26 protein-coding genes are annotated in these 23,557 nt (G+C 46.0%); 22 read left to right on the forward strand and 4 right to left on the reverse strand.

Annotated features, from left to right (window positions below; genetic code table 11):
- Positions 1–332: 332 nt before the first annotated feature.
- Positions 333–1,388, reverse strand: coding sequence for an anthranilate phosphoribosyltransferase (locus NSQ66_RS13260; RefSeq protein ID WP_036686453.1), 1,056 nt, complete (start codon positions 1,386–1,388; stop codon positions 333–335).
- Between the two features lie 9 nt (positions 1,389–1,397).
- Entirely contained in the window at positions 1,398–1,994 is a 597-nt protein-coding gene (locus NSQ66_RS13265; RefSeq protein WP_036686455.1) for an ANTAR domain-containing protein, read from the reverse strand.
- Positions 1,995–2,277: 283 nt separating this feature from the next.
- On the opposite strand from NSQ66_RS13265, the gene nirB reads away from it, so the two are divergent.
- From nirB to coaD, 11 genes are all read left to right on the forward strand, one after another.
- Entirely contained in the window at positions 2,278–4,704 is a 2,427-nt protein-coding gene (nirB, locus tag NSQ66_RS13270; RefSeq protein WP_141118497.1) for a nitrite reductase large subunit NirB, read from the forward strand.
- Between the two features lie 13 nt (positions 4,705–4,717).
- Positions 4,718–5,035, forward strand: a complete 318-nt coding sequence (gene nirD, locus NSQ66_RS13275) for a nitrite reductase small subunit NirD (RefSeq protein WP_170914222.1) — start codon at positions 4,718–4,720, stop codon at positions 5,033–5,035.
- Between the two features lie 28 nt (positions 5,036–5,063).
- Entirely contained in the window at positions 5,064–5,939 is an 876-nt protein-coding gene (locus tag NSQ66_RS13280; RefSeq protein WP_036686462.1) for a formate/nitrite transporter family protein, read from the forward strand.
- Positions 5,936–6,703: a uroporphyrinogen-III C-methyltransferase gene (gene cobA, locus NSQ66_RS13285; RefSeq protein WP_036686464.1), complete on the forward strand. Its 768-nt coding sequence runs from the start codon at positions 5,936–5,938 to the stop codon at positions 6,701–6,703. The genes NSQ66_RS13280 and cobA overlap by 4 nt, the downstream gene beginning before the upstream one ends.
- 437 nt (positions 6,704–7,140) lie before the next feature.
- Positions 7,141–7,950 carry a glycoside hydrolase family 73 protein gene (locus NSQ66_RS13290; RefSeq protein ID WP_036686466.1) on the forward strand — a complete coding sequence of 270 codons (810 nt, stop codon included), beginning with the start codon at positions 7,141–7,143 and terminating at the stop codon, positions 7,948–7,950.
- A gap of 20 nt (positions 7,951–7,970) precedes the next feature.
- Positions 7,971–8,255: a holin gene (locus NSQ66_RS13295; protein WP_036686468.1), complete on the forward strand. Its 285-nt coding sequence runs from the start codon at positions 7,971–7,973 to the stop codon at positions 8,253–8,255.
- 112 nt (positions 8,256–8,367) lie between these two features.
- On the forward strand, positions 8,368–8,790 hold the full coding sequence (locus NSQ66_RS13300; protein ID WP_036686469.1) for a hypothetical protein: 423 nt from the start codon (positions 8,368–8,370) through the stop codon (positions 8,788–8,790).
- A gap of 123 nt (positions 8,791–8,913) precedes the next feature.
- Entirely contained in the window at positions 8,914–9,018 is a 105-nt protein-coding gene (locus NSQ66_RS13305; RefSeq protein ID WP_080742482.1) for a sporulation protein YjcZ, read from the forward strand.
- Positions 9,019–9,246: 228 nt separating this feature from the next.
- Positions 9,247–10,203 carry an alpha/beta hydrolase gene (locus tag NSQ66_RS13310; protein ID WP_036686471.1) on the forward strand — a complete coding sequence of 319 codons (957 nt, stop codon included), beginning with the start codon at positions 9,247–9,249 and terminating at the stop codon, positions 10,201–10,203.
- A gap of 363 nt (positions 10,204–10,566) precedes the next feature.
- Entirely contained in the window at positions 10,567–11,175 is a 609-nt protein-coding gene (gene rsmD / locus NSQ66_RS13315) for a 16S rRNA (guanine(966)-N(2))-methyltransferase RsmD (RefSeq protein ID WP_036686473.1), read from the forward strand.
- Complete coding sequence (gene coaD, locus NSQ66_RS13320) at positions 11,159–11,671, forward strand: pantetheine-phosphate adenylyltransferase (RefSeq protein WP_036686476.1); 513 nt, start codon at positions 11,159–11,161, stop codon at positions 11,669–11,671. Before rsmD ends, coaD begins: the two co-directional genes overlap by 17 nt.
- On the opposite strand, the gene NSQ66_RS13325 is transcribed toward coaD, so the two are convergent.
- Entirely contained in the window at positions 11,649–12,875 is a 1,227-nt protein-coding gene (locus tag NSQ66_RS13325) for a nucleoside recognition domain-containing protein (protein WP_051491461.1), read from the reverse strand. The genes coaD and NSQ66_RS13325 overlap by 23 nt on opposite strands.
- A gap of 152 nt (positions 12,876–13,027) precedes the next feature.
- Between NSQ66_RS13325 and NSQ66_RS13330 the strand changes: the two genes are divergently transcribed.
- Positions 13,028–14,065, forward strand: coding sequence for a SepM family pheromone-processing serine protease (locus NSQ66_RS13330; protein WP_036686478.1), 1,038 nt, complete (start codon positions 13,028–13,030; stop codon positions 14,063–14,065).
- On the opposite strand, the gene NSQ66_RS13335 is transcribed toward NSQ66_RS13330, so the two are convergent.
- Positions 14,055–15,293: a nucleotidyltransferase gene (locus NSQ66_RS13335; protein ID WP_339279708.1), complete on the reverse strand. Its 1,239-nt coding sequence runs from the start codon at positions 15,291–15,293 to the stop codon at positions 14,055–14,057. The genes NSQ66_RS13330 and NSQ66_RS13335 overlap by 11 nt on opposite strands.
- Before the next feature lie 209 nt (positions 15,294–15,502).
- Here NSQ66_RS13335 and NSQ66_RS13340 point away from each other — a divergent pair, with 209 nt between their 5' ends.
- The 10 genes from NSQ66_RS13340 (at position 15,503) to rnc (ending at position 23,465) form a co-directional block, all read left to right on the forward strand.
- Positions 15,503–16,015, forward strand: coding sequence for a DUF177 domain-containing protein (locus tag NSQ66_RS13340; RefSeq protein ID WP_036686482.1), 513 nt, complete (start codon positions 15,503–15,505; stop codon positions 16,013–16,015).
- Positions 16,016–16,084: 69 nt separating this feature from the next.
- On the forward strand, positions 16,085–16,258 hold the full coding sequence (rpmF, locus tag NSQ66_RS13345) for a 50S ribosomal protein L32 (protein ID WP_019911234.1): 174 nt from the start codon (positions 16,085–16,087) through the stop codon (positions 16,256–16,258).
- A 357-nt stretch (positions 16,259–16,615) separates the two neighbouring features.
- On the forward strand, positions 16,616–17,212 hold the full coding sequence (gene fapR / locus NSQ66_RS13350) for a transcription factor FapR (protein ID WP_036686484.1): 597 nt from the start codon (positions 16,616–16,618) through the stop codon (positions 17,210–17,212).
- On the forward strand, positions 17,196–18,185 hold the full coding sequence (plsX, locus tag NSQ66_RS13355) for a phosphate acyltransferase PlsX (protein WP_038570599.1): 990 nt from the start codon (positions 17,196–17,198) through the stop codon (positions 18,183–18,185). The genes fapR and plsX overlap by 17 nt, the downstream gene beginning before the upstream one ends.
- An 8-nt stretch (positions 18,186–18,193) precedes the next feature.
- The gene (locus tag NSQ66_RS13360) at positions 18,194–19,183 is read left to right on the forward strand and encodes a beta-ketoacyl-ACP synthase III (protein WP_139329841.1); all 990 of its coding nucleotides are present in this window, start codon (positions 18,194–18,196) and stop codon (positions 19,181–19,183) included.
- Positions 19,184–19,204: 21 nt separating this feature from the next.
- Positions 19,205–20,128 carry an ACP S-malonyltransferase gene (fabD, locus tag NSQ66_RS13365; protein WP_036686490.1) on the forward strand — a complete coding sequence of 308 codons (924 nt, stop codon included), beginning with the start codon at positions 19,205–19,207 and terminating at the stop codon, positions 20,126–20,128.
- 54 nt (positions 20,129–20,182) lie between these two features.
- Entirely contained in the window at positions 20,183–20,932 is a 750-nt protein-coding gene (fabG, locus tag NSQ66_RS13370) for a 3-oxoacyl-[acyl-carrier-protein] reductase (RefSeq protein ID WP_038570603.1), read from the forward strand.
- Between the two features lie 125 nt (positions 20,933–21,057).
- Complete coding sequence (locus NSQ66_RS13375) at positions 21,058–21,291, forward strand: acyl carrier protein (protein ID WP_036686493.1); 234 nt, start codon at positions 21,058–21,060, stop codon at positions 21,289–21,291.
- A 218-nt stretch (positions 21,292–21,509) separates the two neighbouring features.
- Positions 21,510–22,745: a beta-ketoacyl-ACP synthase II gene (fabF, locus tag NSQ66_RS13380; RefSeq protein ID WP_076141475.1), complete on the forward strand. Its 1,236-nt coding sequence runs from the start codon at positions 21,510–21,512 to the stop codon at positions 22,743–22,745.
- Positions 22,746–22,760: 15 nt separating this feature from the next.
- The gene (gene rnc, locus NSQ66_RS13385; RefSeq protein ID WP_038570606.1) at positions 22,761–23,465 is read left to right on the forward strand and encodes a ribonuclease III; all 705 of its coding nucleotides are present in this window, start codon (positions 22,761–22,763) and stop codon (positions 23,463–23,465) included.
- Positions 23,466–23,557 lie beyond the last annotated feature (92 nt).

Below are 23,557 nucleotides of genomic sequence, written 5' to 3' on the forward strand. Positions count from 1 at the left end.
CTTAGAGCGGAGGTGGTGGCAAACGCAGATTATTATAATTAACTCACTGCTGAACCTATGTATTATTGCATATGAAATATTATGCGTTAACGTAACCGTTTTCTGGGTTTTGCCCACCATTTGATCCATAAGAATCCATCATCATCACGAAAAAACTTTATACCTACCCAGCGTAAGGGTGTCCATACTTCTTTAAAATAATATGAAGGCATAGTCTGTTAGACCCTCCTATATAGTAAATTATTACTATATATTACGCTAATTCTACGGGATTCACAAGCTAGATTTACTAATAATTACATATTGTCCGGGTAAAATGAGGTGAAAATGCATTATGCAGGACCTAAGGCACCGCTTGTGCTACCGAGAAGTGCACCCCTCCATTTCACATATACGCTCCAAGCTTCACCATTATCCAATAAGCTTTTGCAGGTATACAGCCCTTCCTCGATAGAGTTGACCTTTCCAGCTAGATGTAATCTTGCTGCACCGTTCAGCAGAGTTTGATTATAGAAAGCCATGTGACCGCCGCCCTGTAGAACTGCCTCAGCTGTCATTAGCTGTTGATGTGGTGTCCAATGGACTTCAGGAACAATTGTATCCAAACCAAATCCTTCCGGATCAATAATATCAAGAGCCGCCACACCGTTCTCGACAGTGTAAACGCGGGTAGGTCGGTCGATGAAAAGATCATCGGAGCCTTCCACCCCTTGGACAATTAACGCCTTTTGATAACCAAGCTTTATGAGTAATCTAGATAATCGGTCAAAGACTGTATTATGGTATATCCCGAAGATAATAAAAGGAGAGCAGGCGTAGTCAATCAGCTTCTCGGCGGTGTTGAATAAGGTTCTCATACCAATTTCCTCACGGATGCTGCGAAGGTCGCCTAGAGGAGGGCACCATTCTTCAGCATCGGCAAATAGTACATTACTCTTGTTAGCAGCTGCAATGGCTTTTTTACGTTCTAGCGCAGTTTTCTCAATCCCAGATTGATAGATGATATCTTGTAAAGTGATTCCCCATTTAGGAGGCAGAGAAGCAGTACCGTGTAGTGTGACTGGCAGTCCGGCCGCGGACAATAGAAATGCAGTGGGAAAAGTTGCGATGAATGAGGATTTTCTACCATCATAGGGTCCGGCGCAATCAAGACCTTCCGCAAAAAGGGGTTCGCGATGCGCATATTTACGTAAAACGTAGACGAAAGCTTCAAGTTCTTCTACGCTTTCTAGCTTAATCCGCTCAGCAGCCAGAAAGGCTCCAATCTGAGCAGGAGATGCTGTTCGTCCGAGTATAGATTCTGCGGCATATGTAGACTCTTCATAATTTAAATCTCGGGCGCCTCTTTTGCCTCGGGCGACTTCTTTTAAAATGTTGATCATAGGTATATTCCCCCCTTAGGTTTGATCTTGCAGTAATTGATAGACTCTAACGATTGAAGTAGCTACATCAACCATACGTTTACGTTCATTCATTGCTTGTTTACGGAGAAGATCATAAGCTTCAGATTCGGAAATATTCTTGACCTTGGACAGGATACCTTTAGCCATATCAATCCATTTCCGTTCTTCGATTCGAGCATGCAGCTGTTCTCGCTCTTTACGCCATTGTTGTCTTTCGAAACATTGCTTGGCACTGAAATGAAGGATCCAATGGATCTCCTGTGAGAGCATGGAAGGCGATAATACACCATCCACCATGATATTATCTTCACATGCAGCAAGTGAAAGTGTGGCTGTTTCGTCAGTACACCACCAAAGGATTGGTGCAATCTTATGACTCATTAGTAAAGTACCCCAGCTATTGATCTCTGTGATGGGTAAATGGAGTATGGAAGCATCAGCGTCTTTGATCCGTGCCACAGCTTCTTCTTGTGTAACGGCTACTGTGACAATATATCCGGAGGAACGGAGAATGGCATCCGTTTTACTATTTGAGCGCTCGGCTGTGTCCTTCTCTGTCGTGCTATTCTGAATAATCAACAGGGAATGCATAGTTCGACGCCCTTTCTTAATCGTTATGTTATTTTATATAACACAGAAACGATGGGTTGTCGACGAATTTAAGATTTTTAAATTTTATATGTCATAATTGTTGACGTTCTCTGATTCCTGTTGTATAGTCGGTTTAACAAATTAATCATTCACGAATACAACGGTGTATTCGACTGAAGCGGCAATGGCGCCTGCTTTCACTTATCGCAATGGAAATGTAAGTTTCCGTGTGGAGTGGAGCGGGCTTTTTGGGTTTTCCAAACGGAGAGGAGAGATATAGATGATAGCTGCGCGCAAGAAACTGGTGTTAGTCGGCAATGGAATGGCGGGGGTTCGTACGATTGAACATTTGCTCAAATTAAATCCTGAGGGGTATGAGATTACCATCTTTGGCTCGGAACCTTATCCTAACTATAACCGGATCATGTTATCTTCCGTTCTTGCTGGTGGAGCGAATATGAGTGAGATCATCATCAATGATCTGGAGTGGTATCACAGCCAAGGTATTAAGTTGTATATGGGACATACGGTGACTTCAATAGACAGTGAGAGTCGAAAGGTATATTCCGATAAGGGGATCACTGCCGAATACGATGAGTTAATCCTAGCTACAGGATCGAATCCCTTTATGTTGCCGATACCGGGTGCGGATAAAGAAGGGGTCATTGCTTTTCGTGATATTAAGGATTGCCAGATCATGCAGGAGACTGCAGGATCTTATAAAAAGGCGATTGTCATCGGTGCAGGCCTGCTAGGGCTGGAAGCGGCTAGAGGTCTGTTACATCTGGGAATGGAAGTCACTGTAGTGCATATCCACGATTATATTATGGAGCGCCAGCTGGACGAAGCTGCATCAGTAATGCTCAGAAGAGAGCTGGAAGCGCAAGGAATGAGATTTCTGCTCCATAAGCAGTCCGAGGCGATTTTAGGTAAGAAGAGAGTAAGAGGTTTACTATTCACAGATGGTAGCACAGCCGATGCGGATCTTATTGTCATGGCAGTTGGGATTAAACCAAATGTTGAATTGGCAAAGAAAAGTGGTGTGCAGATCAACCGCGGAATTATCGTAAATGATTATATGGAGACGAATATCCCCGGTATCTTTGCTCTGGGGGAATGTGCCGAGCACCGAGGAATCGCTTATGGTCTGGTAGCTCCTTTATATGAACAAGGTGCCGTATTAGCAAAAAGGCTGGCTGGAGTTAAGGTTGAAGGATACATGGGTTCTGTAACTTCTACCAAGCTGAAAGTATCTGGTGTTGATGTATTCTCAGCAGGACAATTCACCGAGCCGGACGGATCCAGGGCGCTGCGATATCAGGATGAAATAGAAGGAGTCTACAAAAAGCTAGTTATACAAGATGACATGTTAATCGGGGCAGTACTATTTGGTGATACCAGCGACGGTGCTCACTTGTTCTCGATAATTAAGAATAAAGAAAATATTAGTGGAAGAGAAAAGGAACTGTTATTAGGAATCTCAGCGGATGTGTTCTCATCGACGCAAGGGAATCGGTTGGAAGTTATGCCGGAAGATGAAATCATTTGTGGATGTAATGGTGTTTCGAAGGGGACTATTGCTGAAGCGATTGAGTCTGGAGGCTGTACCAGTGTAGGGCAAATTAAGGCGTGCACCAAAGCATCCGCTTCCTGTGGGGGCTGTAAACCACTTGTAGAAGGGTTATTGCAACTCTATGCAGGTGATGCGGTCACCGTAGTTAAAGAAGGAATATGTGGCTGTACAACGCTGAACCGTGATGAAATTGTTTCTGAGATAAAAAGAATGAAGCTAATGACAGTTAAAGAAGTGATGAATGTTCTGGAGTGGAGTCAGGAGGAAGGTTGTGCGAAATGCCGCCCGTCGCTGAACTATTATCTGGGCATGTTGTGGCCTGAGGAATATATAGACGAGAAAGAGTCTCGTTATACAAACGAGCGATATCACGCCAACATTCAGAAGGACGGGACTTACTCTGTGGTTCCGCGAATCTATGGGGGGGTAACTTCACCTGCAGAATTGAAGAAGATTGCAGAGGTTGCCGAGAAATTTGCTGTTCCTATGGTGAAGTTTACTGGAGGACAAAGACTAGATTTGCTTGGCGTTAAGAAGGAAGACTTGCCTAAGATGTGGGAGGAGCTGGATATGCCTTCCGGGCATGCTTATGGCAAAACGTTACGTACAGTGAAGACCTGTGTGGGGTCTACCTTCTGCCGATTTGGCACTCAGGATGCGATCAGTATGGGGATTACACTGGAAAAACAATTCGAACGCCTGAATGCGCCGGGTAAAGTGAAACTTGCGGTTTCCGGATGTCCTCGTAATTGTGCGGAAGCGACGATTAAAGATTTTGGTGTTGTGGCGATAGATGGTGGATGGGAACTGCATATTGGTGGGAATGGAGGGGTACATGTGCGGGCCACGGATCTTCTATGTGTGGTGAAGACTGAAGAAGAGGTAGTCGAATGGGCAAGTGCGTTCTTACAATATTACCGTGAGCAGGCCGGCTGGAATGAGAGAACTGCACACTGGGTTGAACGAGTAGGGGTAGACAATATAAAGAAAGCTCTTGAAAGTCAGGAGGAGCGCTTGGCGCTCAAAGAACGAATTGAGACAGTGCTGGGGCTCACTACTGATCCTTGGAAACAAATTGTGAATGAGCCAGAACTACGTAAGAATTTCGAAGCTATTGCACAAATAGAGAGTGTTTAAAGGGGGGCTAATGATGACTATAACCAAAATGCTCGTTGGTAAAGTAACTGATATTGATACAAGGGGTTCACGAACTTTTAGGGTCAATGACATGGAGATCGCGTTATTTCGACTTTCAGATGGTGAGGTTCTTGCGGTAGAGAATAAATGTCCTCATAAAGGTGGCGCATTATCCGAAGGGATGGTATGTGGTACGAAGGTTCACTGTCCTCTGCACGACTGGAAGATTGACCTGCATAGTGGAGTTGCTATGGAGCCAGATAAAGGCTGTGTTGTTACATTTGATGTAGAAATTGATCCTAATAGTGGTTCGATCTATGTAACCATTTAAAGAAAAGACCGTTGAAGGGGGATTAATCATGGATTATATCAAACCACGTGAAGTGCTGAACGCTATGATTGAAAGCGGCAAGAACAAAGCAGAGTTATCTATCCTGCAGTTATTGGTGAGAGGTAGTCTGGGTGGAGCGATTCTGGCTTGTGCTACTACACTTGCATTTACAGCTGCGGCGCAGACCGGGATTCCTATGGTAGGAGCTATTATTTTTCCGGTAGGGTTCGTAATGATTATTCTACTTGGTCTAGAGCTAGTGACAGGCAGTTTTGCGCTGATCCCTCTGGCGGTTCTGGAAAAGAAGACAACAACGAAGCGGATGTTGAACAACTATTTATGGGTTATATTCGGACATCTGCTCGGTTGTGCGGTATACGCTGTTCTTTATGGCCTTACGATTACAAAAATGGGCACAGATATGAGTCATCCAATGATTCAAACCCTCATTAATACAAGTGAGGCCAAGACCATTGCCTATAAAAATATGGGTGGAGACGGAATGCTGTTAGTTATTATTAAAGCCATGCTCTGTAACTGGATGGTTACCTTAGGGGCTGTTATGGCTATGACTTCGAGCTCTACCTCCGGTAAAATCATTGCCATGTGGCTGCCAATCCTAACTTTTTTTGGACAGGGGTTTGAGCACACCGTCGTAAATATGTTCGTGATCCCTGCAGGGATGATGCTGGGAGCGAGTGTTAGCTTTGGTGACTGGTGGTTATGGAACGGCATTCCTGTTCTCCTTGGAAATTTTATTGGAGGTGTTCTGTTTACTGGAATTCTATTCTATCTCTCTCAAAAAAGTTTCAAGGGCAGTCGCTTAACTCCTGCGTCTGATGTATCGACGGGTCGCGGAGATTCTGTTGTGCTGGAACAGGTTGTGTTGGAGAAAACGATATGAAGCCGGGATGCGTAGCTATAGTTGGAGCGGGACCGGGAGATCCAGAACTTATAACGATAAAAGCAATGCGGCGAATCCAAGAAGCAGACGTTATTTTATATGATCGCTTGGTAAATGAAGAATTGCTTAACTATGCCAAAGCCGGAGTAGTAGTAATCTATTGTGGTAAATCTCCAGGCCAGCATTCAATGTCACAGGAGAAAATTAACGGGCTGCTCATTCAATATGCTAGCGAAGGCCATAGAGTGGTCCGACTCAAGGGTGGAGACCCCTTCGTATTCGGCAGAGGCGGGGAAGAAGCACTGGCTGTCGTGCAAGCTGGTATTCCTTATGAAGTCATTCCGGGTATAACTTCCGCAATCGGTGTAGCCGCTTCCGCTGGAATTCCCCTGACACATCGTGGTATTGCAGCGTCTTTTGCCGTCGTCACGGGTAGTCGCTGCCCTGAGCATGTTGCTCCTATACAATGGAACCGGTTAGCGCATAGTGTAGATACTCTTGTTATTTATATGGGAGTTAGTCAATTAAGCCATATTCGTGAACAACTCTTAATACACGGAAAAGATGCCCAAACACCGATTGCGTTGATTGAGAATGGTACATTTGCTTGCCAACGAACAGTGACAGGCACGCTGGAGAATATCGATAAGCTGGCAGTGGCCACAAAGATTAAAAATCCTGCTCTTATTATAGTAGGGGAAGTTGTGAAGGTGAGAGAGCAACTGATACATTTACAGGGATTAGTGAGATCGGAAATTAGCTAAACACGGGAAAAGTGCTTGATCACAGTGGATAGCAGATGTCGATGTCATGAAAAGATAAAGGAGCAGCGGTTCTCCAATAATAGGAGAACCGCTGCTCCTTTTTTGGAGCGTTGTTTGGCTGCTTTTACACCGCCGAGTCATATTCAGTCTGCTTAAGCTTAAGGACCCGGATGACGTTATTAGCATGTATTTAACCATTTGAGCATGGTTTCGGACCCCAGTGACACTATTCCATATGAAGAGCATGATATTGAGTGATTTTGGTGCCAATTGCGGCTATGGAGTCCGTTAACATTCCAAATGTGAGCTAATGCTGCGTATAAGGTCAGCTGAGTCCTATAGCGGATACGAATCTAGTAAAAACACAATGTTAGTAGGGGATAAGCACAGTCATTTTATGATGCCTCGCATTTAATAAATGGAGAGGATGTGATGAGATGACAGAAGGCGAGTTTATAGCGAAGATTGCAAATTTTGCTGTAAAGGACATGCAGCTCACTAAGGTTCCCGCTTCGTTAACCATTGCTCAAGCGGCTCTGGAGTCAGGCTGGGGCAGCAGTGGATTGACTGTGAAAGCGAATAATTTGTTTGGGATCAAAGGAAGTGGACCTGCTGGCAGCATTACTGTACAAACTACTGAATATATTAACGGTAAAGCTGTTAAAGTTAATGCCCCTTTTCGAGCCTACAACAACTGGGGAGAATCTATCGCGGATCACTCCGAATTGATTGTGAATGGAGTCTCATGGAATCGCAACCTTTACAGCAAGGTTCTCGGTGCGAGTGGCAAGGCGGCCGCACAAGAGATTGCCGCAGCTGGCTACGCTACTGATCCGAACTATGCAGCTAAGCTGATTCAAATTATGAATACCTATAATCTGTATCAATATGACGACAAATCCATGGGAGGAGATGATGAGATGTCCGCAGAGGATAAGCAAAAGCTTGTTAGTCTAGAATCGGAAGTAAAGGAACTGCGTGCCCTTATTGCAGTTCTTACAGCTAGCAGGGATACGCTGAAAACAGGTGTGCAAGAACAGGGGCAGTCGATCACTAAGCTTAGAGATCGGGTGGCATTAATTGAAAATCGAGCAGTCATGAATGTCCCTGCATGGGCTGAGGCGGCTGTGAAAACAGCGACTGCGGCAGGACTTCTCGATACTCCATCGGGTGGCAGTTACGATTTCTATCGCATATTAACGGTTCTGAACCGTGCAGGTTTACTTGTAACAGAAAGTAAAAAATGAAATAAGGAGGATTAAAAAACATGTATAACGATGCTCTCAACAGTGTGCTTGCCTTTGCTTCAGTCCTAGCTGTTTTTGTAATGGCACTAGTACAACTTGTGAAGAATAGCATTGAACTTCCGCGGAACATTGTGCCAGTTGTGGGGTTGGGTATTGGCTTGCTGGTTGGAGCAGTTGCCTATCCGTTCACTGATATGAATCTGATTCTGCGACTCTGGGCGGGGGGGCTTGCGGGACTATCAGCGACCGGGTTGTTTGAACTGGCGTTTAATAAAAGGGATGGGACGAAAAAAGATGATAAATAGATTTTGCCTATGAGTTTTATAAAACAATCGTTTTACACTGGTAATGTGGCTATGCATTCTATCGAGAACACTAATATATTATGGTATGCCAATATATAAAGGGGGTGCAACGATGGGAACTTACCTTGATGCAAGAACATCTCAAAATGCCAGCCTCGCCAACTCTATATCTATTCCTATTACGGTACTTAACACGCCGCAGCTCTTTGGACAGATTGGGTTGTTAACGGCTGGAGTGACTACCAATCCACGCGTTCTTCTTAAAGGAACGATATCTGTAACGCTTCCGTTAGCTTTAGTAGGTATCACAATTACGATTGTAAGAGGAACCTTGGCTACTGATCCAAAAGTGTATTCTGCTACTTCTACTTTTTCTCTTAGTCTTCTGGCTCCGCAAGTAATAACCTTTTCAGCAGCGGATTTCTTACCAGCCATTACACCTCAGCTCACTTATACAGCATTTGTATCTTCTAATCTTCTCGGTACAGTACGTGTGGGTCCGGAAAGCTTTGATGGTATTTTAGTTTCTGATTAGATGTTGAGCTCATAACCTCGCTGGTAGCCCAGTGGAGGTCTTTTTTTTTAACCGTACGCCCAATCTTCTAGGGGGATAAATACATATTATATATTGTATTCTAAATACGGAGGAGGTCTTCTCATGGGTGCTGAATATGGTCAGGTTGGTGGCGCTTTTACTTCTACAGGCGCAATCTTAGTATTGTTCATCTTATTAGTAATTATTACAAGTGCATGTATGTTCTAAATTTCTAAAATAGCAGGGCTCCATGTTGGCATTTTGCCGACTTGGGGCTTTTTTTTGTAAATGTTGTGTCCATTAAAGCTATATAAATTAATGAATTAAAAGAATACTAATCACGTAGTGAATAACATGAGTTTACAATACTGTGATTTTGAATATTCAAATATACATGGTATCTTAGTCTGATAACATAGATTAATACTGTTAAATTTTATTTAGGAGAGAGCTAGTTTGAAGAAAAAAATGATGATCGGAATTTCTTCTGTTATTGTACTTTTAATCATTGTTGTGACTGTGGGAAGTTTTTATTTCTATCATGTTGCTATTGCACGTGCTTCAAAGGATTTCTTAAATGAAAGCCCTGACCTGCAGTCCAGTCCAGAGGTAGAACAATCTAAAGATACCTCGAAGGCAGACCAAGAGTGGTGGGATACCCAGAGCTTTGATAGATGGGAGATAGATTCTGATGACGGAATACAGCTTAAAGCGTACTATTTAGCTGCCCCTGAACATTCCGATAAGACAGTTATTGTTGCTCATGGGTATGCTGGAAATGCAACTCAAATGAGTGGATATGCCAGAATGTATTATGAGAGACTTGGATATAATATTTTGCTGCCGGATGCCAGAGGACATGGTGAAAGTGGCGGTGACTATATCGGATTTGGATGGCCTGAACGTAAGGATTACCTGAAGTGGATTCAGAGTGCCCTAAAAGCAAATGGTGAGGATACACAGATCATCCTGCACGGTGTTTCCATGGGGGGAGCTACCGTTATGATGACAAGCGGAGAGGATTTACCAGCTAATGTTAAAGCAATTGTGGAAGATTGCGGTTATACCTCAGTGAAGGACGAGCTTACCTTTCAATTAAAAAGAATGTACCATCTCCCCGCCTTTCCAATTGTAGATACGACCAGTATGCTAACAAAGATTCGGGCAGGTTATTCCTTTGGTGAAGCCTCAGCCTTAGAACAGGTGAAGAAATCTAAAACGCCAACCCTGTTTATTCATGGCGATAATGATACTTTTGTTCCTACGGAAATGGTTCATACGGTATATGAGAATAGTCCGGTCGAGAAGGAGCTTTACATCGTTCCTAATGCGGGTCACGGAGAAGCTTTCCGCATGGATCCGGTTAAGTATGAGAGCGTAGTTTCTGAGTTTATCGGAAGATTTGTGAAATAGTTGCTGCTGAAAAGGCTGCCGAAAGGGTAGTCTTTTTGTGTTTATAAAACCGTTAAACATAAATTCGGGGCCCTATCTCTAGGGCCCCTTTCATGGGAGAGGAGAAACCGGACGAAGAGCTTATGGGGAAACGTAAGCCTGCTCCGCGGTTGTCTACGACATTTGTGGTGTCGATAATTACATGATGTCCCTGGAAGTCCAATCTTATACATTAAGATGACTTATTTCTCTGAATAAGCTGTTTCGCCTTCTTATTTCATATCTAGACAAATTTTTTATTTCATCGCGCAAATGTGTTACGATAGGCGTGGACTTATGCCCTTTTGGGCATAACAAACAGAGATATAGAGCGGGTGAATAACAGTGAGAGTGGTATCGGGAAGTGCAAAAGGAAGGCCACTGAAGAGTGTTCCGGGAAGTGGGACAAGGCCTACGACCGATAAGGTGAAGGAAGCTGTATTTAGCATGGTAGGCCCATATTTCGAAGGTGGAGCGGTGCTGGATTTGTTCGCCGGTACTGGCGGTTTGGGGATCGAAGCCTTAAGCAGAGGGATGGAAAGCGGTGTATTTGTTGATATGGATCCTAAAAGTATCGACACGATCCGCGCCAATCTGAAGGCTACCAAGCTGGAAGAACAAGCGCAGGTGTACCGTAATGAAGCTGGAAGGGCGCTAGGTGCGCTGGAGAAGCGGGGAAAAGTTTTTGATTTGGTCTTTTTGGACCCTCCCTATCGCTTGAAGCACGGGGATGAGCTTATGCTTATGATGGTCGAAAAAGGAATGCTGCAAGAGGACGCGATTATTGTTCTGGAGCATGAATCAAGTTATGCCTATCCTGAAGATATTCCAGGATTTTATAGGCTGCGTCAGGCCGTATACGGAGAAACGACAATTTCTATTTACCAGTATGAAGCTAATCCTACAGAGGAAAGTGAAGCTGGTGAGGAGGTAGAGAATGAGTCAGCAAATTAGAAAAGAACGTGTTGCCATTTATCCAGGTACCTTTGATCCCGTGACTATGGGACATATGGATATTATTCGGCGCGCATCCAAGCAATTCGACCGTTTGATTGTAACGGTGCTTAATAATTTGAGTAAAAACCCGCTGTTTACTGTAGATGAACGGACAGAGCTATTAAGACAGGCAACCGCTGATATTCCCAATGTGGAAATTGACAGCTTCCGTGATCTGTTAGTGAATTATGTTCGTCAAAAAGATGCTCAGGTCATAGTTCGGGGTATCCGTACCGTTACTGACTTTGAATATGAGCTGCAAAACGCATCGATCAACCATAGCCTGGATCCCGATGCGGAAACGATTTTTATGATGACTAATCCGAAATATTCCTACTTAAGTTCCAGTGTTGTTAAAGAGATCGCCCATTTCGGCGGGAATGTGACTGATTTTGTGACGCCTGAGGTTGAACAAGCGATGAAGCGTAAATTTAACCGAGTCGATGGCGAATAGTACTTACCAGATAAGTTCCAGCAGATAATCCCAACAGTATGATGAGCAGAAGTGCTTGCAGACTTAGCAGCTGTGGAAAAGAGCTCCATATGTCCGTAACATTCATGGTGCCGGTTGGAGTCGGGCGTGAGTCTGCAAGTGCTGGTAAAGCAGCTTTACGGATAGCCAGCAATGGTTTCCAGAGCAATAAAGTTAACAGAAAAGCATAAAGTCCATGCATCAGACGAACCGTAGCGTAGGGTAGAAATCTGACTCTGGCTTGTTTGAGCATGGTCAGCACCTGTAGTTGTGCACATAGTCCGCTCCAGCCCAGTGCAGCAGACAGCAAAGCTATCCCGAGCATACTAGAGGGACCTGTTCCAATGCTTTCCAGCCCTTTGCTGATTGCGTCGGCGCCTAAATGAATTTCCAGTAGGCTTGCTGGCAGAGCAGCTGGCAATGCGGGAAGTACAGTAGTGATGATATTGATGACTACAGCGAACATAATCATGTAACCGCCCACGACCATCAGACTTTGCACGGCATTAGCTACGGACTCACCGAGAAGCTTGCCGAAGCTGCGACCGTCTTTTGCTCTGGCATCTGTTGCTGCAAGCTGAACACGACTATATAAAGAAGGACGTTTGGTGTCCGCAGAAATCTTATCAACTGGTTTCGTGTTCGCTGACCGTCCCTTTAACAGAGCATCGGTATAGCTGGCTAGAAGTCCAGAGATCCAATGGATGGCCAGCAGGAAATAACCTGCTGAATTACTGTGTAGAAAAGCTATGCCAATTACTATAAGCATGGTTACTGGGCTGGCGAAGTGTGTAAGTGCTGCAAGTCGAGCGGCTTCCTTGTCAGAGATGCTGTTCTGCTTGTGTAGCTGCATGACCCCTCCAGCTCCACCGGGGAATCCGGCTGTGATTCCGAGTGCCAAGGTCCAGCCGCTGGCACCGGGCAGACGAAAGACCTTTTTCATCAATGGCTCCAGAAGCACTCCAAAACCATGCACGAAACCCGAAGCGGTAAGCATCTCTGACAGCATCAGGAAGGGGAGCAGGGCAGGGAATACGAGTGTCCACCAAAGCTTCAATCCTTGGAGTGAAGCCTCAAAGGAGCTCTCCGGTGAGATAATAATTGCAATGGCTATCAGGATTGCCATAATCCCGGGTATAAATGGTGTGGAGCGTGTAGCTAGTCGGCGTATTTGAATATTTTTCATTTCTCAGATCACCTCTTCATAACTTAAGGCATGGACGATGTGTTATCAATTTATGCAGAGTAGACAACCATCATGCCAAACCACTAGTCGAAGCGGTAATGAAGTTCAATCATTCATATCCTAAATGTGCCGCGGGAAAGAAGGGAAGAGCAGTGAAGCAACTGAAGCATCGGCCGGGTTTCCGCGCCACAGCTTATCTGTTTACGTTTGTAGTTATCGTGTATGTATTTGTCTTTATGAACACCCCGTACATCGTATATCAGCCAGGCAGTGCATCTGAAGTTGCCCCTATGATTAAGGTGGAGAATGCCGATCCGGCTGAAGAAGGAACGTTTATGATGACTACGGTGTCTGCTAGTTATGCTAATGTGGCCTTATTGGTCGCCTCTGCTTTTAATTCCAATTCAGAGGTTGTGCGAAAAGAAACCCGGCTAGGGGATAAGTCAGAAGACGAATATGCTGCGGAGCAGGTTTTTTACATGAATAGCTCACAGTCTTATTCTGTTCAGGCCGCTTATCATGCAGCGGGAATTCCATATGAGGATGTAGTGGATTATCTCTACGTCTTTTCGGTTCCTGTAGAAAGTAATAAGGGACAATTTCTGCCGGGTGATAAAATCATTAGCGTAGAAGGACAAAAAGTGCCCGATCCTGAAGCACTGTCTAAACTGCTCTCCACTAAAAAAATCGGAGATCAAGTCGCTGTTGTTTTGCAAAGAAATGGCAAGGAAGTTAAAGAACAAGTGACGCTGGTTGAAATAAAGGATAAAGAGGGCGCGGCCGTTCGACCTGGTTTTGGAGTCACTATTGCCGCCGTTCAAAAAGTAAAACCAAAAGAAGCAGGGAAAGCTGTCAGTTTTGTAGATACAAATGTTGGCGGACCTTCGGCAGGGCTAATGTTCACTATGGAAATTTACAATCGCCTTACTTCTGGTGATTTAACTAAAGGCCATAGGGTTGCAGGGACGGGTACGATTAACGCTGAGGGTGTGGTAGGTGCTATCGGTGGAGTGAAACACAAGATCGTGGCTGCGGACCGAGAAGGGGCGGAGATTTTTTTCGTGCCTGTTAAGAATTATGACGAAGCCAAAGCAAAAGCTGATAAAATCGGCACATCTATGAAGCTGGTGCCTGTATCTACGCTGGATGAGGCGCTGAAGTATATGGAGGAACTGCCGGTCAAACCATGACCGGAGGTTCCAAATAATCGCGGTACATATCAATTCTGCGGGGTTCCTTAAAAGCTCCCGCGAAAGCGGAAGCGGCTTGAAGATCTCGCTCAAGCTGCGGATGGGAACAAAGGGACGGGCGCATGACGATGGGCAACGTAGCTTTTTGTTTCATCTCTTTAAGCAGTGCTCGTCCGCTTTCTCTAAAACCAAGAATGCGAATATATCCGGGCCCCTCTGCTAGTATGGAAGGGGTCATTTCTTTTTTAGAATGATTTAACAGAACATGTAGCAGCAGCCGTTGGAGCCGTGTATGCGTGTAGCGCTTACTCTTAAGGGTGTGAAGCAGGCCTGAAACAGAGAATTGCTCCAACTCAGGTAAAAGCCGCAGTATCCGGTTTTCCAAGCCTTCATTCATATCGTGGATTGCTTGTAACTCGGCAGCGGTATGGGTAGACAGCAGATGGCGGAGAGGGATATTGAAGCTCTCTAAGCTCAGAGGACCCCTTCCGGCTGCATGCTCTCTTTCCAAAATGGACACGCTATAATCCGGCATATAAGCAGCAGGAGAGCCACCTTCTTGCAGCAGCTTGCGGATGGCCCTCGCACTTGCAATAGAAGAGTCGGCTTGTAATGGATCATGGAAGCCTGCTGCCGTGCGCGGAACGGTTAGTGGCATTATCTTGCTGTGCAGCCGCTGCAAGGCGATAAGATAATGCAGGCCAAGGCTGTTATTCGGCTGGCGTAGCAGCTCGCCTGCATCTCCGGGACTCTCCGTTTCCGGGAGAGTCCCTTCAAAGGCCACCGCCGCCGCTGCGCTGTAGGCGGCGGGAAAGCTTGCTCCGAGCGCCATGCGGCGGCGGATCTCGCTCTGAAGCTCGCTACTTTCCTCAGCCAGATATCTGGCCAGCGGGAGCAGCGAGCCCAAAGTGCCGGCTTCGGAGCCGAAGCACAAGCTGTCCACGACCCCGGTCGCTTCCAGCAGTGCAATTGCTCCGAACGCGAACCACTCGGCTGGCTGGACGGCATAGGCCACCGGCAGCTCAATGACGAGGTCGGCGCCCATATGCAGCGCCATCTCTGTCCGGGCCTGCTTGCTAACCGCCGCCGGCTCGCCGCGCTGGGTAAAGGGACCACTCATGACGACGATGGTGCGCTCTGCGCCGGAGAGTCTTTTGGCTTCTGTGAAGTGATGCACGTGTCCGTTATGTAAAGGATTGTATTCTGCGATGATTCCAACCGTTGTCACTGTGGCTTCCCTCCGATAAGTAAGGTATATTTATTGAGTTTAGTAGGGTAGATTTCTTGAGATACTGTTAGCACAAGCTGATCTTTTGATTTACACTAATAGTTATATCATAATTCACCGCATTTTCTGAAACAATATAAAGGGAAAATGGTTGACAAAGGTATAGAATACTAGGTATAATAAATTTTGTTTGTTTGGGAGTGATAAGTATGCAGATTCACTTTCGCAAATTAGCGAATGCCGACGAACCGTTACATATTCACGATGTTGTGGATGTCAGCGAGGTAGTCAAAGGGCGCAAGGATATTCTAACTGTTGCTCCGCTCTCAGTAGACCTTAAAGCGCTGCCCGCGGGAACCGATTGTGTGAACGTGGTGGGGAAACTGAGTGGAGATGTGGACATGTTATGTTCACGTTGTCTCACGGAGGTCAAAAGTGATTTGAACATTCCTTTTGCTGAGACTTTCAAGTGGCTTAAGCAGCCAGTTCTTCCAGATGATGACGAAGATGAGGATCTCATTTACGTCAAGGATGAGGTTGTGGATCTTATCCCGTATGTGGAAGAAAATTTCGTACTGCACTTACCGGATTCGGTATTGTGCAAGGCAGACTGTCTTGGTCTTTGTCAGAAATGCGGACAGAACTTGAACGAAGGCACCTGCAGTTGCGACAACACAGTGATCGATCCTCGACTCGCTGGGTTGAAAGACTTTTTCAAATGAAACATTACAACAAAACACATCCTGCTCTGAGGAGCAGGCTGACAGAAATATCACGAGGAGGTGGAACACATGGCAGTACCACAACGTAGAACGTCTAAAACACGCCGTGACAAACGTCGCACCCACTTTAAGTTGGTTGTGCCGGGCATGGTGAAATGTGAACAATGCGGAGAGTTGAAACTAGCTCACCACGTATGCAAAGTTTGCGGAACTTACAAAGCAAGAGAAATCATCAAACAATAGTTTCAGAATAAGTAGTACTTCACTTCGGTGAGGTACTATTTTTTTGCTTAAATATAATAAAGATAGGGTTTGCACCTGTACTTTATGTTCCGCTCAGAAGTCAATGCTTTATTTTTGGTGCGGCATGCTTTATACTACATATTAGTACCTGGTTCTAAATAATATTTATGATTGTTTGACCTAATATAACAGCGGCCATTCAAGAGGCCGGATGCTTTCTTTAAAATATAAGGAAGTATAAGTTATGCACCTATACTTTATGTCTTATATTTCTCGCTTAAACGCTTACCGTCCTTATTAGGACGCCGAAGGCGTTTACGCTTGGCATGTGCCAGGAGGTGAGCCGCTATCGAGCGGATGTCCAAGAAAGAACGTCAGCAACAGCTGCTACATATAATTGCAGGCAATCCTTTTGTGACTGATCGGGAGTTGACTCGTCAGCTGAAGGTGAGCATTCAGACGATTCGGTTAGACCGGATGGAGCTGGGAATACCAGAACTGCGTGAAAGAATGAAACAAATGGCAGAGCATTCCTATGATCAGGTGCGCTCTTTGCCTGCGGATGAAGTGATCGGAGATATTGTGGATTTACAGCTCGATAAGAGCGGGATTTCGATCTTTGAAATTCGTGAGGATCATGTCTTTTCCAGAAATGGGATCGCCCGTGGCCACTACGTGTTTGCTCAAGCCAACTCGCTTGCGGTTGCTGTGATTAACGATGAAATTGCCTTGACTGCTTCAGCCGACATACGCTTTGTTCGTATGGTTCTGCTTGGTGAGAAGTGCATTGCTAAAGCTCAAGTGCGGTCACTTGCAGGCAGAGGCGGCAAAGCAGAGGTGGACGTATTCACCTATGTCGGAGAAGAATTGGTATTTCAAGGCCACTTTATAGTGTATCGTTCCGCTAATGAAGAGTATAGTGAAGGGGGTAACCGTAGTGCTGATCGCCATTGATGCCATGGGCGGGGACAACGCTCCTGAATGTAATGTCGAGGGGGCGTTGTCCGCGGCCGCGGAATGGAAAGATACGCAGATTGTGCTCGTAGGTGACGAAGCCAGACTAGAGCCGCTGCTGAAGGACAAGCCGTCCAACCTTAGTGTGCGGCATGCAGGAGATGTTATTGGTTCTGATGAAGAGCCGGTTAAGGCGGTTCGCCGCAAAAAAGATTCATCCATGGTTGTAGCTGGACGTATGGTGCGTGAGGGCGAAGCAGATGCTATGATTTCATCAGGTAACACAGGGGCGCTTATGACTACAGGGTTACTCGTAGTGGGCCGTATGCAGGGGATTGAACGTCCTGCGCTGGCACCTATGATTCCGACACTTGATGATGTTGGCGTGCTTGCGCTTGATCTTGGTGCTAACATGGATGCGAAACCTGAACATCTGGTGCAATATGCGCTGATGGGCAGCATTTATCGGAATAAAGTGCACGGTATTGCTAAGCCGCGGGTTGGACTTCTAAATGTAGGAACGGAGCCTGGAAAAGGCAACGAGCTGACCAAAGAAGCCTATCCACTGCTGGAGAACTTGCCAGGCATTCATTTTATCGGTAATGTTGAGGCACGCGACGTACTGACAGGAAACTGCGATGTGCTTGTCTGCGATGGATTTGCTGGTAATATCCTATTGAAGTCGCTTGAGGGTACAGCAGGTGCATTGTTCTCTTTGCTGAAGGAGCAATTCAGTCGTTCTCTGAAAACTAAGCTTGGAGCGGCTATGCTGATGCCGGAGCTTAGAGCCCTGAAGGGCAAGATGGATTACAAAGAGCATGGTGGTGCACCGCTGCTTGGTCTTAGCGGATTGGTAGTTAAGGGGCACGGATCTTCAGACGGAAATGCGGTTAAAAATGCGGTAAGACAAGCGCGGATTGCTCTGCAAGCCGATCTTGTGCCAAGTATATCCAAGGAAATTAGCGGGAAGTGAGTGACGAAATGAAACAGTTGCGGCCGGTTGGGATTATCGGTACGGGTAAATATGTACCTGAGAAAATTTTAACAAACAGTGATCTAGAAAAAATAGTGGAGACTAACGATGAATGGATCGTCAGTCGGACAGGGATCCGTGAAAGACATATCGCTGCACCACATGAGGCAACTTCTGATTTAGCCTATGAAGCTGCACTTAAAGCTTTGGATTCTGCAGGCATGAAAGCTGAAGATCTGGATCTTATTATTATTGCAACGGTAACCCCTGATAGCTCCTTTCCTTCCACAGCCTGCATTTTGCAGGATAAACTTGGAGCTAAAGGTGCTGCGGCATTTGACTTGTCAGCAGCCTGCTCTGGTTTTGTATACAGCCTAGCTACTGCGGTTGGCTTTATTCAGAACGGAATGTACAATAATGCACTCATAATTGGTGCGGACACTTTATCCCGCATCACTGATTATACGGATCGTAACACCTGTGTACTGTTTGGCGATGGTGCAGGAGCAGTAATCATCGGTGAGGTTCCAGAGGGACGCGGTTTCCAATCCTTCGATCTGGGTGCTGAAGGTTCTGGAGGAAACTTGCTTAAGCTGGAAGCTGGGGGCTCGCGCTTGCCTGCATCTCAGCAGACGGTTGAAGACAAGAAACATTTCATTTATATGAATGGCCGTGAAGTGTTTAAGTTTGCCGTTCGTGTTATGGGCTCAGCTACAGAACGTGTGCTAACTAAAGCCGGATTAGGTAAAGAAGATATTGATTTGTTCGTGCCGCATCAAGCGAATATTCGTATCATTCAATCCGCTATGCAGCGGCTTGACCTGCCACCGGAGAAATGTGTAATCAATGTTGATAAATATGCTAATACATCAGCAGCTTCTATTCCTCTAGCTCTAGTGGAAGCGGCGGAAGAAGGACGCATGAAGGAAGGCGACACGGTTCTGATGGTTGGATTCGGCGGTGGCTTGACTTGGGGCGCGTCCGTATTGATCTGGTAATAGAGGAAGGAGTTCTTACTTATGAGTAAAATCGCATTTGTCTTTCCCGGTCAGGGTGCACAGGCAGTTGGAATGGGTAGAGATGTATATGAAGCTCTTCCGCACAGCCGCGCGGTATTCGAAAAAGGTGATGAGGTCCTCGGATTTTCACTGAGCCAGCTGATTTTTGAAGGACCTGACAGTGATTTGAAACAGACCGTAAATACGCAACCAGCTCTGCTAACAGCAAGTGTGGCTTATCTGGAAGCATTACGTGATCAAGGGATGAAGCCGGATTATGTAGCTGGTCATAGCCTAGGAGAATACAGCGCACTGGTTGCGGCAGGCGTATTGTCCTATGAAGATGCTGTAAGACTTGTGCGTTTACGCGGTCGTTTTATGGAGGAAGCTGTTCCAGGTGGACAGGGAGCTATGGCTGCAGTGCTTGGTGCGGAGCGGGATGCTCTGGCAGAATTATGCCGGAGCGTATCCGAGGAGAGCGGCGTGGTAGAACTGGCGAATGTGAACTGCCCGGGACAGATTGTTGTTTCTGGTTCACAAGCCGGGGTTAACGGTGTTGTGCAGCGTGTTAAGGAAGCAGGCGGAAAGCGGGCTATTCCGCTGGAAGTAAGTGGACCTTTTCACTCTTCGATGATGAAGGCTGCGGCAGACCGCTTGGCAGACGAGCTGAAGAGTGTTACTTTTAATGCTCCGGCTGTACCTGTTATTGTCAATGTTACCGCAGCACCTGTAACGGATCCTGAAGAAATCCGTGAACTGCTTGTCCGCCAGGTGTACTCCCCTGTGCTCTGGCAAGACAGTATTGAATGGCTGATTGCTGATGGTGTGGATACTTTTGTGGAAATTGGTTCTGGCAGTGTTCTGGCAGGTCTGATCCGCAAAATAGACAAAACGGTCAAAGTAATCAACATTAACACGCTAGAAAGTGTGCAAGCTGTCTTGTAAGATACGTTCAAACATTGTTTATCAATAGCAATATGATCGAAGGGGGAATAAATGATGTTCTCAGTATTGCGGGGTCAAACGGCCCTTGTAACTGGTGGCTCTCGCGGCATCGGCCGCAGTATTGCACTTGCTCTCGCGGAACATGGCGTGAAGGTGGCCGTGAACTATGCGGGCAGTGAAGCAGCCGCACAAGAGACCGTAGCTCGGATTGTCGAGCTTGGCTCGGAGGGTATTGCCCTTCGTGGCGATGTCGGCAATAGTGAACAGGCCGAGAACCTTGTCAAAGAGGTTCTGAATACCTGGGGACGTATTGACATTGTTGTCAATAATGCCGGCATTACCAGAGACAACCTGATTATGCGCATGAAAGAAGAAGAGTTCGATCAAGTGATCGAAACGAATCTAAAAGGGGTGTTTAACTGCCTAAAGGCAGCTACACGCCCTATGATGAAGCAACGCTACGGGCGAATTATCAATATTTCTTCCGTAGTAGGTGTAACAGGAAATCCTGGACAAGCTAATTACTCCGCAGCTAAGGCAGGTGTCATCGGTTTAACGAAGGCATCGGCTCGTGAGCTTTCCTCACGGGGGATCACGGTGAACTGTATCGCTCCTGGCTTCATTGATACAGATATGACGCGTGAGCTCTCTGAGGAAGTGCGCAGTGAGCTTGAGAAGGGCATTCCACTTGCTCGTCTGGGGCGCCCTGAAGAGATTGCTATGGCTGTAGTCTTCCTGGCCTCTGAAGGCGCTGCGTATATGACCGGCCAGACACTACACGTGGATGGCGGGATGTATATGTAACTCTCCGTCAAGGAGAAATTACACTGTTTTAATGCTGAAATGTGAGGGATAAAGAAAGCGTTTTTGACGCTCTATGGTATTTTGAACTCATATCTCGTATAATACCAAAAGAGGAGGTGAACCGGATGTCCGATGTATTAGAGCGTGTAAAACGCATTGTCATCGACCGCTTAGGTGCCGATGAAGCTGAGGTAACATTAGAAGCGTCTTTCAAAGATGATTTAGGTGCTGATTCTCTTGATGTAGTAGAATTGGTTATGGAATTGGAAGATGAATTCGATATGGAAATCTCTGATGAAGATGCAGAGACGATTACGACCGTGGGTGAAGTTGTGAAGTACATACAATCTCATACCTAGAGTCATATGATTGAGAGTCCCGTTCCTGCTAGGGCGGGACTTCTCCTCATTTATAGAGCATTAAAGAGGAATCAAAGGTTGCCGTGAGCAACTATATAAGGGATATAACAGAACCGCAGGATGGTTATTGATGCGGTTATCGCTGTTCATATAGTAGCAACAGAAAGTATATAAGTTCTGAATATAATGTATACAACCTATAGATGGGGTGATTGTGTTTGAGTCATAGAGTGGTTGTTACCGGGATGGGCGTAGTTACATCATTGGGCAAAGATTTGGAGACGTTCTGGGATAATCTTATGAGCGGCAAATCCGGTGTATCACAGGTTGAGACCTTTGATGTCAGTGAGTATACTACGCAAATAGCATCCTCTGTTAAAGATTTTGATCCAGAGGCACTTTTTGGTCGTAAGGAAGCCCGCAAAATGGACCGTTTTGTACAATTTGCAGTGGCTGCCGGTGAGGAAGCGTTGCGAGATAGCGGACTTAAGATCGGTGAAGATATTGATGCCGAAAGAATAGGTGTATCTGTAGGATCAGGTATTGGTGGTCTTGGAACTTGGGAAGACAATCATAACTTGTTGCTTGAAAAAGGACCGAAGCGGGTTAGTCCGTTCTTCATTCCGATGATGATCGCTAACATGGGTTCTGGACAGTTGTCCATTAACCTTGGTGCAAAGGGTCCTAATACGACGACAGTAACTGCTTGTGCTACAGGAAGTCACTCCATTGGGGAATCCTTCCGCTTGATTCAACGTGGAGACGCAGATGCAATGATCTGCGGTGGTTCCGAAGCGACCATTCGTCCAACAGGTATGGCTGGTTTTTGTGCAATGAGAGCAATGTCCACTCGCAATGATGAGCCTGAGAAGGCAAGTCGTCCGTTTGATGTGGATCGCGATGGTTTTGTTATGGGTGAAGGCGCCGGGATTCTTATTCTGGAATCACTCGAACATGCTGAGAAACGCGGAGCGAAGATCTATGCTGAGGTTATCGGTTATGGTCTAAGCGCAGATGCTCATCATATGACTGAGCCTGATCCAGATGGTGCAGCTCGCTGCATGAAGATGGCAATCCGGGATGCTGGTATCTCTCCTGAAGATATTGATTATATCAATGCTCATGGTACTTCAACGCCTGTAGGAGATAGATCAGAAACTGCTGCTGTTAAGAAAGCATTGGGTGACCATGCATATAAAGTGGCAATCAGTTCAACGAAATCCATGACAGGTCACCTTCTGGGTGCGGCTGGTGGAGTAGAAGCTATTATCTGTGGCCTTTCCTTGCAAAAAGGGATGATTGCGCCAACGATTAATTTGGACAACCAAGACCCGGAATGTGATCTGGATTATGTACCAAATGTGCCACGTAAAGCTGATCTTGATATTGTAATGTCGAATTCGTTCGGCTTCGGGGGACATAACGCAACAGTTATTCTAAAAAAATATAATTAGTAAGGGGACAGTGCGGTGAAAGGAGAACTGAAGCAGTTACAACAGCAACTTCAAATCCAATTTCACGATTCTGTGCTTCTGAAGCAGGCCTTTACCCATGCATCCTATGTGAATGAACACCGTTTCAATCAACATCAGGACAATGAGCGTCTCGAATTTCTTGGGGATGCAGTTCTGGAGTTAACGGTTTCTGAATATTTGTACAATCTATTGCCAGACCGACCTGAGGGAGAGTTGACCAAGCTGCGGGCCGCTATTGTATGCGAGCCTTCACTGGTCAAATTTGCGGAGAGTTTAGGTTTTGGCCGTTATGTACTGTTGGGCAAAGGGGAAGAACTTACGGGCGGACGTACTCGCCCGGCCCTGCTGGCTGATGTATTCGAATCCTTCGTGGGAGCGCTTTATCTCGACCAAGGACTGGAAACGGTGCGAAGTTTTCTTGATAATCACGTATTTCCTCTGGTGGAGACGGATGGGAAATTGCAAATGCAGATGACCGATTATAAGACGGAACTGCAAGAGCTAATTCAGCAGCACAATATGGGTACATTGGAATATCGAATTATAGAAGAACGGGGACCCGCACATGAGCGTGAATTCGTCTCAGAGGTGTATATGGCTAACCGTTCACTTGGTAAAGGAAGCGGCCGGTCCAAGAAGGAAGCAGAGCAGCAGGCAGCGGCAGCTGCACTCTTGCATCTGAAAGAGGACGGTGCCTGAGTTTTGCATCAAGGGGACAAGCGGAGGAGAGCAGCAAAGGTCTGAATACCGGCGTTTAGGCGGAGCTCAGACCGTTGCTGCTCTTTTTCGAC

Origin of the sequence: Paenibacillus sp. FSL H3-0329, from assembly GCF_037963285.1 — a bacterium.
GTDB lineage: Bacteria > Bacillota > Bacilli > Paenibacillales > Paenibacillaceae > Paenibacillus_AQ > Paenibacillus_AQ odorifer.

What these genes read in the sequence shown, in the direction of transcription:
- cobA (WP_036686464.1), top strand. Translation starts at nt 5,936, where the DNA reads ATGAAGCCGGGATGCGTAGCTATAGTTGGAGCGGGACCGGGAGATCCA.
- NSQ66_RS13300 (WP_036686469.1), top strand. Translation starts at nt 8,368, where the DNA reads ATGGGAACTTACCTTGATGCAAGAACATCTCAAAATGCCAGCCTCGCC.
- NSQ66_RS13265 (WP_036686455.1), bottom strand. Translation starts at nt 1,994, where the DNA reads ATGCATTCCCTGTTGATTATTCAGAATAGCACGACAGAGAAGGACACA.
- NSQ66_RS13305 (WP_080742482.1), top strand. Translation starts at nt 8,914, where the DNA reads ATGGGTGCTGAATATGGTCAGGTTGGTGGCGCTTTTACTTCTACAGGC.
- fapR (WP_036686484.1), top strand. Translation starts at nt 16,616, where the DNA reads ATGTCCAAGAAAGAACGTCAGCAACAGCTGCTACATATAATTGCAGGC.
- NSQ66_RS13360 (WP_139329841.1), top strand. Translation starts at nt 18,194, where the DNA reads ATGAAACAGTTGCGGCCGGTTGGGATTATCGGTACGGGTAAATATGTA.
- coaD (WP_036686476.1), top strand. Translation starts at nt 11,159, where the DNA reads ATGAGTCAGCAAATTAGAAAAGAACGTGTTGCCATTTATCCAGGTACC.
- NSQ66_RS13340 (WP_036686482.1), top strand. Translation starts at nt 15,503, where the DNA reads ATGCAGATTCACTTTCGCAAATTAGCGAATGCCGACGAACCGTTACAT.
- rpmF (WP_019911234.1), top strand. Translation starts at nt 16,085, where the DNA reads ATGGCAGTACCACAACGTAGAACGTCTAAAACACGCCGTGACAAACGT.
- NSQ66_RS13280 (WP_036686462.1), top strand. Translation starts at nt 5,064, where the DNA reads ATGGATTATATCAAACCACGTGAAGTGCTGAACGCTATGATTGAAAGC.
- NSQ66_RS13295 (WP_036686468.1), top strand. Translation starts at nt 7,971, where the DNA reads ATGTATAACGATGCTCTCAACAGTGTGCTTGCCTTTGCTTCAGTCCTA.
- NSQ66_RS13375 (WP_036686493.1), top strand. Translation starts at nt 21,058, where the DNA reads ATGTCCGATGTATTAGAGCGTGTAAAACGCATTGTCATCGACCGCTTA.
- NSQ66_RS13290 (WP_036686466.1), top strand. Translation starts at nt 7,141, where the DNA reads ATGACAGAAGGCGAGTTTATAGCGAAGATTGCAAATTTTGCTGTAAAG.
- NSQ66_RS13325 (WP_051491461.1), bottom strand. Translation starts at nt 12,875, where the DNA reads ATGAAAAATATTCAAATACGCCGACTAGCTACACGCTCCACACCATTT.
- nirD (WP_170914222.1), top strand. Translation starts at nt 4,718, where the DNA reads ATGACTATAACCAAAATGCTCGTTGGTAAAGTAACTGATATTGATACA.
- fabG (WP_038570603.1), top strand. Translation starts at nt 20,183, where the DNA reads ATGTTCTCAGTATTGCGGGGTCAAACGGCCCTTGTAACTGGTGGCTCT.
- fabD (WP_036686490.1), top strand. Translation starts at nt 19,205, where the DNA reads ATGAGTAAAATCGCATTTGTCTTTCCCGGTCAGGGTGCACAGGCAGTT.